This is a genomic window from Nocardioides sp., from assembly GCF_035429765.1.
Classification (GTDB): domain Bacteria; phylum Actinomycetota; class Actinomycetes; order Propionibacteriales; family Nocardioidaceae; genus Nocardioides.
The window spans coordinates 1-8,875 of record NZ_DAOMFK010000124.1; the positions used below are offsets into that span (position 1 = coordinate 1).

The following is an 8,875-nucleotide window of genomic DNA, read 5'->3' on the forward strand; positions in this document are numbered from 1 at the left end:
GCCTCGAGGCGCTGCAACTGCAGGTCGGCCAGCCGCAGCTTCGCGGACAGTTTGAGGTTCTCGCGGCGCAGCCGCTCGCGGTCGGCGAAAGATCCGGTGAGCCAGCCCCACCCCCGCACCGCTGCGTGAGGTACGACCCGGGCGCCGGGCCGAGGTCACCCTCGGGGCGCTCGCCCTGGACCCCGCCGCCGAGGTCAGCGCGGTGGTCCTGCCCGAGGCGGAGGAGCTGCGCCGCAGCCCCTGGGTGGCCGAGGGCAGCGACTGGGCCGAGCACCCCACCGAGGTCGTGGAGCCGCTCCGCGAGCCGGTGGTCGGGCCGGTCCTCGCCGGCGCCCGCCGTCGGCTCTCGCTGGGCGTGGAGGAGCTCGCCGAGCGCACCCGCATCCGTCCGCACGTGATCGAGGCGATCGAGGTCGACGACTTCGCACCCTGCGGGGGCGACTTCTACGCCCGTGGCCACCTGCGCACGCTCGCCCGCGTGCTGGGGGTGGACGTGGCGCCGCTGCTGGCGTCCTACGACGAGCTGTACGCGCACGCGCCGGTCAGCCCGCGGCGGGTGTTCGAGGCCGAGCTGGGGTCGGGGTCGCACGGCTCGCTGCGGGGCACGCGAGGCGGGCCGAACTGGTCGGTGCTGGTGGCCGCGGTGATGGCGGTGGTGCTGGCCTGGTCATTGGCGCGCATCGTGATGGACGGCCCCGTGGAGCTCCGGCAGGTTCCGGGGCTCGCCGCGGGCTCGGGCGGCATCCACCAGGGTGGCGCGCCTGCCGGTGCCGTCGTCCCGGTGCTGGTCCGCGCCGCCGGCGGGGGAGCGCACGTCGTCGTCCGCGACGGCAACGGCAAGATCGCGCTGGCCGGGGACCTCGCCTACGGCGACTCGCGCTCGCTCAAGGTGGTCCCGCCGGTCCGGGTGGAGACCTCCGATGGCAGCGTCGAGGTCGTCGTCGACGGCCGTGACCAGGGCAAGGTCGGCACGACGGGCCAACCCGCCACGGCGACGTACGTCGCGGACTGAGGCCCGCCTGGCCCCGGGCGCTTCCAGGGCCAGGCCGAGCCTCAGCTCTCCGCCCGGGCGGGCACCAGGTCGTCGACCGGCAGGTCGGACCTGGTGAACACACCCACCGCCCCCCGGAGCCCGAGCGTCATCACGACGTTGGTGAGGAACGCGAGCAGCGCGACCGCCAGCAGCGCCCCGCTCACGGCGGCCAGGATCATGTAGGGCCGGAACTCGCCGTCGTAGTAGATGGTGCGCCGCATCATCCCCTGCAGCCCGGCCATGCCCATGAAGGCACCCATCCCGATGCCGCCGACCAGGTGGCACCAGAAGTGCACGTTCGCGAGCTTCTGGCTCCACAGCTCGGCGCCGTTGGTGAGGATCGGCAGCAGGACGTACACGGCGGAGTAGAGCGTCATGGTGAGCCCGACCAGGATCGCGACGTGGACGTGCGGGCCGACGATCCACTGGGTGTTGTGCAGGATCCGGTTCAGCCCCGCGTCGGCCTGCATGATCCCGGCCGGGACCGCCAGCGCGAAGCCGAGCAGCCCGCCGATGAGGAACTTCAGCTCGTTGGTCATCTTCAGCGGTCGGGCCTGCCACAGGGTGGCCAGCGTGATGAAGAACGCCAGCCCTTGCGTGATCAGCTCGAACGCGGTGACCATCTCGCCGGAGCCCACCTTCAGCATGGCCGGCTGGGCCTGGTCGGAGAGCAGGTGGTGCGACCAGACGGTCCACGAGACGACCAGCTCCAGGCCCAGGGCGAACCGCGCCCAGCGCGCCATGAACACCTCACGGCCGGTGATGAGCGAGGCGAGGAGGTACCAGGTGCCGGCCACGAACACCAGCACCAGGCCGTCGGCGACCAGGTCCAGCCCCCACCAGTACCAGTTCTTGTACAGCAGGGCGTCGATCGCCGTCGTCTTCAGCGAGGTCCCGAAGATCTCGGCCACCATGTAGGTGAGGATCAGCACGCCGCTGAACAGGATGATCCCAGCGTTGAGCGCGACGTCGACGGTGCCACGGGTGATCGCGGCGACCGGCAGGGACACCAGGTGCTCCTGCTCGGACTTCAAGCCCCGCAGCCGCACCACGCGCCACAGCGTGGACAGGCCCAGGGCGTCCCCCAGCAGCCGGCCCACCGGCTCCTTCTCCCGCCCCGCGGGGGTGTAGGTGAGGGTCTTGAACACCTGCAGCACGAACAGCAGCGTCCCGGCCATCACCAGCGCGATGCCGGCGATGAAGATCGCCCCACCCACCGGCTCGAACTGGTCGAAGTCGGCCGGTAGTGGCCAGTAGAGCGTGTACAGCGGGGCGTAGTGGGTCAGGAAGCCGTCGAACCAGAAGGTGAAGACGCCGACCACGATCAGCCACAGCGTCCAGTGCGCCACCTTGAACGACCACAGCGGCTTCTTCAGCAGGAACGGCAGCAGGAACGTGAAGGCGCCGAAGACCATCAGGTACGACGCGCCGAAGATGCCGACCAGCGGGTGCGCGGTGAGCATGGCGAAGTAGCGCTTGGGATAGAGCAGCCCCTGGGGGTCCACCTGGTTGATCCGCATCAGCATGCCCTCGATGACGGCGAAGGCGTAGTAGATGGTGGAGAAGATGACGTACTTGAGCGTCAGCTTCTGCATCGGCGTCAGCGTCTCCGGGCGGAAGCTGTGCTTGTTCCCGTCGAGCAGGGTGTCGGTGAGGCTCATCGTGCCGCTCCTTGGGCCGCGAGCTGGTCGGTCGCGGGGTCGTCCTTGTCGCAGCCGGTGACGCTCACCGCGTTCGGCACGACCATCTCGAAGCCCTTCGGACCGCTGTACTCGGTCGACCGGATCGAGTACAGGCCGTTCTTCTCGAAGGTCCACACCAGGTCGTTGGCGTGCCCGGGCACCACCTGCATCTGGGTGACCATGGAGTCGTTGCTGCGGAAGAGACCGAAGCCGTAGGTGAGGTCCTCGCTGGTGACGCTGAACTTCACCAGCTCATCGCACGGGACGTCGATCCGCTCGCTGGGCAGCTGGAACTCGTGGTCGGCCACGGTGAGCGCGAAGGTGTTCTCCGCCGCCACCGGCGTGGCGTGCAGGTCGTCCTTGACCCACGGGATGGTGTTGTAGGTGATCAGGTGGAGCGAGACGCCGAGCACGACCAGGAAGGCCACGAAGGAGTAGAACAGCTTCGGGTTCACCGGCGGGGCCTGGTCGACGGGCCGGGTCACCCGCAGGGCGAACCAGCTGATGACCGCGATGATCGCCAGGCAGTAGGCGGTGTACATGAGCGTCTGGCCCCACAGCACGGTGTTGGAATCAACCATGGCGAGTGCCTCACGGGGGGCCCACGGACGGGGTCACCACCCGAGTCGACGATATGGACGACGTAATCCTCCAAACCAGGGGCGCCACGGGTCTGCTCCGTCACACCTGCCGCGGCACGGACGACCCGCCACCGGGCATACTCGTGCCCATCATGACGACACCGACGACCGATCCCGCCGCCCGCCCGTCGGTCGCGGTGGTGACGCTGGGCTGCGCCCGCAACGAGGTGGACTCCGAGGAGCTCGCCGGGCGGCTCGAGGCGGGGGGATTCCGGCTGGTCGCCGACCCGGACGGCGCGGACACCGTGCTCGTCAACACCTGCGGGTTCGTCGAGGCGGCGAAGAAGGACTCGGTGGACGCGCTGCTGGAGGCGGCCGACCTGAAGCAGCACGGCACCACGCGCGCGGTGGTGGCCGTGGGCTGCCTGGCCGAGCGGTACGGCGCGGAGCTGGCCGACACGCTCCCCGAGGCGGACGCGGTGCTGGGGTTCGACGACTACCCCGAGATCGCCGACCGGCTGCGGTCGGTGCTGGCCGGCGAGGCGCCGGCCGCCCACACCCCCCAGGACCGTCGCCTGCTGCTGCCGATCTCCCCGGTCGACCGGGCGGACGCCGAGCTCGCGGTGCCCGGCCACCACGGGGTCTCGGCCGCCCGGCATCGTCTGGGGACCGGGCCGGTCGCGCCGCTCAAGCTGGCCTCCGGGTGCGACCGCCGGTGCACGTTCTGCGCGATCCCCCGCTTCCGGGGGTCCTACGTCAGCCGCCGCCCCGCCGACGTCCTGGCCGAGGCCCGCTGGCTGGCCGACCAGGGCGTGCGGGAGCTGTTCTGCGTCAGCGAGAACTCCACCTCCTACGGCAAGGACCTCGGTGACCTGCGGCTGCTGGAGACCCTGCTGCCCGAGCTGGCCGCGGTCGAGGGCGTGGACCGGGTCCGGGTCTCCTACCTCCAACCCGCCGAGACCCGGCCCAGCCTGGTGGAGGCGATCGCGACCACGCCGGGCGTCGCGGCGTACTTCGACCTGTCCTTCCAGCACGCCAGCGCGGGCGTCCTGCGCCGGATGCGGCGCTTCGGCGACCCCGACAGCTTCCTGGCGCTGCTCGACCGGGTGCGCTCGCTGGCCCCGCTCGCCGGGGTGCGCTCGAACGTGATCGTCGGCTTCCCCGGAGAGACCGAGCAGGACCTCCAGGTGCTCTGCGACTTCCTGGTGGACGCCCGCCTCGACGTCACCGGGGTCTTCGGCTACTCCGACGAGGACGGGACCGAGGCCGCCGGCCTCGCCGGCAAGCTCGACGAGGACGAGATCCGCGCGCGGGTGACCCGGGTCACCGACCTGGTCGAGGAGCTGACCAGCCAGCGCGCCGAGGACCGGGTGGGCGAGGAGGTCCAGGTGCTGGTGGAGTCGGTCCGGGGCCAGGTGTCGGGTCGGGCAGCCCACCAGGGACCCGACGTGGACGGCGCCACCGTCCTGCTCGAGGCCTCCGGGACCCGGGTCGGGGACCTGGTGCGGGCCCGGGTGGTGGCGACCGACGCCGCCGACCTCGTCGCGCGACCGATCGGAGCCCCCGCATGAGCCAGCCCGTCGACCCCGGCACGCCGGACCGGGTGAGCAACCTCAACCTCCCCAACGTGCTGACCACCCTGCGCATCGTGATGGTGCCGTTCTACGGGTGGGCCCTGCTGCAGGACGGCGGCGACTCCATCCTGTGGCGGACGGTGGCCTTCGCCATCTTCGTCGCGGCGATGATCACCGACAAGGTCGACGGCGACATCGCCCGCTCGCGCAACCTGGTCACCGACTTCGGCAAGATCGCCGACCCGATCGCCGACAAGGCGATCACCGGCATGGCGTTCATCGGCCTGTCCATCGTCGGGGACATCTGGTGGTGGGTGACGATCGTGGTGCTGGTGCGCGAGTGGAGTGTCACGCTGCTCCGGCTGTCGGTGCTCAAGCAGATCGTGATCCCCGCCTCGATGAGCGGCAAGATCAAGACCACCCTGCAGGGGGTCGCCCTCGCCGGGCTCAGCCTCCCGCTGCCGCACGGGTCGGCCCACGGCGGCGCCTTCGACGTCTTCGGGCTGGCCGGGGAGGTGCTGTTCTACCTGATGCAGGTGCTGCTCGCCGCAGCCGTGGCGATGACGATGTGGTCGGGCTACGAGTTCTTCCGCGACGCCTGGCGCCAGCGCGACCGGCTGCGCTCCGCGGCATGACCGACCCGCAGGCCGCCGAGCTGCTCGCGGCGCTGGGGGCCGCCGGTGCCACGCTGGCCACGGCCGAGTCGCTCACCGGGGGTCGGCTGGCGGCCCGCGTCACCAGCGTGCCCGGCGCCTCGCTGGTCTACCGGGGCGGCGTGGTGTCCTACGCCACCGACCTGAAGGTCTCCCTGCTCGGCGTCCCGGCCGAGCTGGTGGCCCGGCAGGGTGTGGTCTCCGCGGCCTGCGCCCAGGCGATGGCGGAAGGGGTCCGCCGGCTGGCCGGCGCCACCTATGCGCTCAGCACCACCGGAGTGGCCGGTCCCGACCGCCAGGAGGACCGGCCGCCGGGGACCGTGTACGTCGGCGTGGCCGCGCCCGGCTCCAGCTGGACCGTCGACCTGGCGCTGACCGGGGACCGCGAGGCGGTGCAGGACCAGACCTGCCGCGAGGCACTCGCGGCGCTGGCCCGCGCCCTCCCCCGGGACTATCGGCCGCTCGGGTAGCGTTGGCACCACAGGCAGGGGGACTCCTCAGGTACCGTGAGGAGCCCCGACGTTCCCCGAGAGGACCCCGATGGTGCTGTTCCGCCGCTCGCTCGGCGACGTGCTGCGCAGCCGGCGCATGCACCGCGGCATGACCCTGCGCGAGGTCTCCGCCGAGGCCCGGGTGAGCCTGGGCTACATCTCCGAGATCGAACGCGGCCAGAAGGAAGCCTCCTCCGAGCTGCTGGCCTCGCTGTGCGCCGCCCTCGACGTCGCGCTGTCCGACGTCCTGCGCGAGGTCAGTGACCGGGTCGCCCGGCACGAGGCCGAGGTGGGCGCCACCGCCCTGCCGGTGACGGTGCCCCCCGCCGGCGACGTGGTGGCCTCGGCCGCCTGAGACCCGGCCGCGCCCCGGAGCTCAGTCCGCGGGCTGGCACCGCGGGCACCAGTACGCCGCGCGCTCGCGGCCGGGCTCTCCGCGGAGGCCGACCAGGACCGGCGTCCCGCACCGCCGGCACGGCTGCCGCTCGCGTCGGTAGACCCACACCCGGCGGCCCTCGCGCAGGTCTCCGGTGGTCGCCTGCACCGGGCGGTCCTTGTTGGTCTCGAGCACCAGGTGCGCCCGGCGGACCAGCCGCAGCAGGTCCGGGACCTCTCCCACCGGCCGGTCCGGGTGCAGCCCCTGCAGGAAGCAGAGCTCGGTGGCGTACATGTTCCCGATGCCGGCCAGGTTCGACTGGTCGAGGAGGGCCTCGCGCACCGGACGCTCCGGCGCGGTGAGCAGCCGCCGGACGGCCTCCTCCTCGTCCCAGTCCACGCCGAGCAGGTCCGGCCCCAGGTGGCCGACGACGCGGTGCTCCTCGCTCCGCGGGAGCAGCTCGACGATCCCCAGGGAGAAGCCCACCGCCACCCGGCCCGGCACGCCGAGCACGGCCCGCGCCTGGTGGGCCGGGCGACGCCAGCGCTGGCCCTCGCCGTACACCTGCCAGCTGCCCTCCATCTTCAGGTGGGTGTGCAGCGTCCAGGACAGGTGCTCGCGGTCGATGTGGGTGAGCAGGTGCTTGCCGCGCGAGACGGTCTGCCTGACCAGCCCTCCGGTGAGGTCCACGGTGGCGAGTGCGGGGACCCGGAAGTCCGTCTCGGTCAGCGGGTGCCCGGCCAGCGCCCGGTCCAGGGCGCGGGCGGTGCGCCAGACGGTGTCTCCTTCAGGCACCGGCCCCTCCGGTGCTTGGCCGAGCGCGCCTGGTCATGACCTCAGTCTCAACCCTCGGGGCGTCGAGACGAAGCCCGCCTCCTGCAGCGCCTCCCGCAACGGGGTCGGGCCGGCACCGAGCAGCTCCTCGCCGTCGGCCCGCTCCACGGTGATCCGGCCGAGTGCGCCCTGCCGCGCGGCGGCCGCCAGGGAGCCGGCCGCGAGCGCCAGCCGGCAGCCGTCCTCGGTCCAGGTCAGCAGCGAGCGGCCACCCCGCTCCACGTAGAGCACCGGGGCGCCGTCGACGAGCACCACCAGTGCGCCCGCCTTGCGTCCGGGCCGGTGAGCCGGGGCGGCCCCCTCGACCGGGCCACGCTCGGGCCAGGGGAGCGCCGCGCCGTAGGGGCTGGCCGGGTCGGTCGCGGCGAGGGTGAGCACCACCGGCTGCTCGCCCGGCTCGGCGTACGTGCGCATCCGGTCCACCGCGCCCGCCGTGCCGAACTGCGCCGCGCCCAGGCCCGCCACGAAGTAGCCGCGCCGGCACCGCCCCGACTCCTCGAAGGCCGACAGCACCCGATAGACCCCGGCGAACCCACCGGGCACCCGCTCGTTCCCGACCGCGCCCCGGGTGACCACGCCGTGCCGGTCGAGGAGCCGTTCGGCGGTCGCGTGCCCGCGGCGGGTGGGGTCGGTGTCCAGGCCGGGGAGCAGCGTCCAGCGTCCCGCGGCGCTCGGCGGACCGGTGCGGGAGGGGAGCCCGGCCCGGCCCGAGGCGGCCAGCCGGGTCCGCGGAGGTGGGCGGCGTGGCCGGTGGGTGGTCCGTCCGGAGCGGGTGCGGGCGCGCAACGGGGCGAGCGTGTCGTTGCTGACCCGCCCGGCCCACACCAGGTCCCACAGCGCCTCGGTCAGGGTGGCGTCGTCGGCCGCCAGGGCGTCCGCGAGCTGGCGGAAGAACCACGCCCCGCCCGGCGCCAGCGCGTCCAGCACGGCCCGGTGCAGGTCGGAGAGGGGGAGCGCCGAGGGCTCGAGCAGCGTCAGCGGCGCCTGGTCGGCGAGGTGGAGCGAGACCCAGCCGTCGGTGCCGGGCAGGGCGGCGTGCCCCGCCCACAGCACCTCCCCGGCCGCCGTGAGCTCGTCGAGGTGGGCCGGCTGGTAGTCCACGACCCGTGCCGGCAGGACCAGCGACTCCAGCGCGGAGGCCGGCACGGGACACCCGGCGAGCTGCTCGGCGACGGCCAGCACCCCGTCGGGCCCGCGCAGCCCTCCGGAGCGCAGCGCCCCGGTCACCCGCTGCCAGGCGGGCAGGAACCGGCCGAGCGCCTCGGGGTCGACCGGCTCGACCTCCTTGCGCAGCCGGGCCAGCGACCTGCTGCGCAGCCGCCTGAGCACCTGGGCGTCACACCACTCCGCCCCGGAGCCGGCGGGCCGGAACTCGCCCTCGACCAGCCGCCCCGAGGCGACCAGACGGGACAGCGTGTGGCGGGCCACCGCGACCCCGAGCCCGAGCCGGTGTGCCACGTCCTCGGCGTGGAACGGGCCGTGGGTGCGGGCGTAGCGGCCGACCAGGTCGCCCAGCGGGTCCTCCACCGGCTCGGCGAACGCCTCGGGCGTGCCCGGTGGCACGGGCACCCCGAGGCCGTCGCGCAGCCGGCCCAGGTCCTCGACCGCGCACCAGCGCTCCTCGCCCGCGACCCGGGCCACCACCGCGCGG

Annotated in this window: 9 protein-coding genes; 5 read left to right on the top strand and 4 right to left on the bottom strand. The window is 73.4% G+C overall.

Going from position 1 to position 8,875, the window contains the following annotated elements; all coding sequences use genetic code 11:
- Nucleotides 1-202 precede the first annotated feature (202 nt).
- Entirely contained in the window at nt 203-1,012 is an 810-nt protein-coding gene (locus tag PLP61_RS11600; RefSeq protein ID WP_324502876.1) for a helix-turn-helix domain-containing protein, read from the top strand.
- A 41-nt stretch (nt 1,013-1,053) separates the two neighbouring features.
- On the opposite strand, the gene PLP61_RS11605 is transcribed toward PLP61_RS11600, so the two are convergent.
- Together PLP61_RS11605 and PLP61_RS11610 are read right to left on the bottom strand one after the other, a co-directional pair.
- Nucleotides 1,054-2,694 (bottom strand): cbb3-type cytochrome c oxidase subunit I, encoded by a 1,641-nt coding sequence (locus tag PLP61_RS11605; protein ID WP_324502877.1) that lies wholly within the window; start codon nt 2,692-2,694, stop codon nt 1,054-1,056.
- Nucleotides 2,691-3,296, bottom strand: coding sequence for a cupredoxin domain-containing protein (locus PLP61_RS11610; RefSeq protein WP_324502878.1), 606 nt, complete (start codon nt 3,294-3,296; stop codon nt 2,691-2,693). The genes PLP61_RS11605 and PLP61_RS11610 overlap by 4 nt, the downstream gene beginning before the upstream one ends.
- 152 nt (nt 3,297-3,448) lie before the next feature.
- On the opposite strand from PLP61_RS11610, the gene rimO reads away from it, so the two are divergent.
- From rimO to PLP61_RS11630, 4 genes are all read left to right on the top strand, one after another.
- Nucleotides 3,449-4,867: a 30S ribosomal protein S12 methylthiotransferase RimO gene (rimO, locus tag PLP61_RS11615; RefSeq protein ID WP_324502879.1), complete on the top strand. Its 1,419-nt coding sequence runs from the start codon at nt 3,449-3,451 to the stop codon at nt 4,865-4,867.
- Nucleotides 4,864-5,505 (top strand): CDP-diacylglycerol--glycerol-3-phosphate 3-phosphatidyltransferase, encoded by a 642-nt coding sequence (gene pgsA / locus PLP61_RS11620; protein ID WP_324502880.1) that lies wholly within the window; start codon nt 4,864-4,866, stop codon nt 5,503-5,505. The genes rimO and pgsA overlap by 4 nt, the downstream gene beginning before the upstream one ends.
- Entirely contained in the window at nt 5,502-5,993 is a 492-nt protein-coding gene (locus PLP61_RS11625) for a CinA family protein (RefSeq protein ID WP_324502882.1), read from the top strand. Before pgsA ends, PLP61_RS11625 begins: the two co-directional genes overlap by 4 nt.
- 70 nt (nt 5,994-6,063) lie before the next feature.
- Entirely contained in the window at nt 6,064-6,369 is a 306-nt protein-coding gene (locus tag PLP61_RS11630; protein ID WP_324502883.1) for a helix-turn-helix domain-containing protein, read from the top strand.
- 21 nt (nt 6,370-6,390) lie between these two features.
- Here PLP61_RS11630 and PLP61_RS11635 read toward each other — a convergent pair whose 3' ends face one another.
- Both PLP61_RS11635 and PLP61_RS11640 read right to left on the bottom strand, forming a co-directional pair.
- Nucleotides 6,391-7,185 (bottom strand): DNA-formamidopyrimidine glycosylase family protein, encoded by a 795-nt coding sequence (locus PLP61_RS11635; RefSeq protein ID WP_324502884.1) that lies wholly within the window; start codon nt 7,183-7,185, stop codon nt 6,391-6,393.
- A gap of 33 nt (nt 7,186-7,218) precedes the next feature.
- Nucleotides 7,219-8,875, bottom strand: a 1,657-nt coding sequence (locus PLP61_RS11640) for an Lhr family helicase (protein ID WP_502889037.1), incomplete at its 5' end; no start/stop codon positions are given.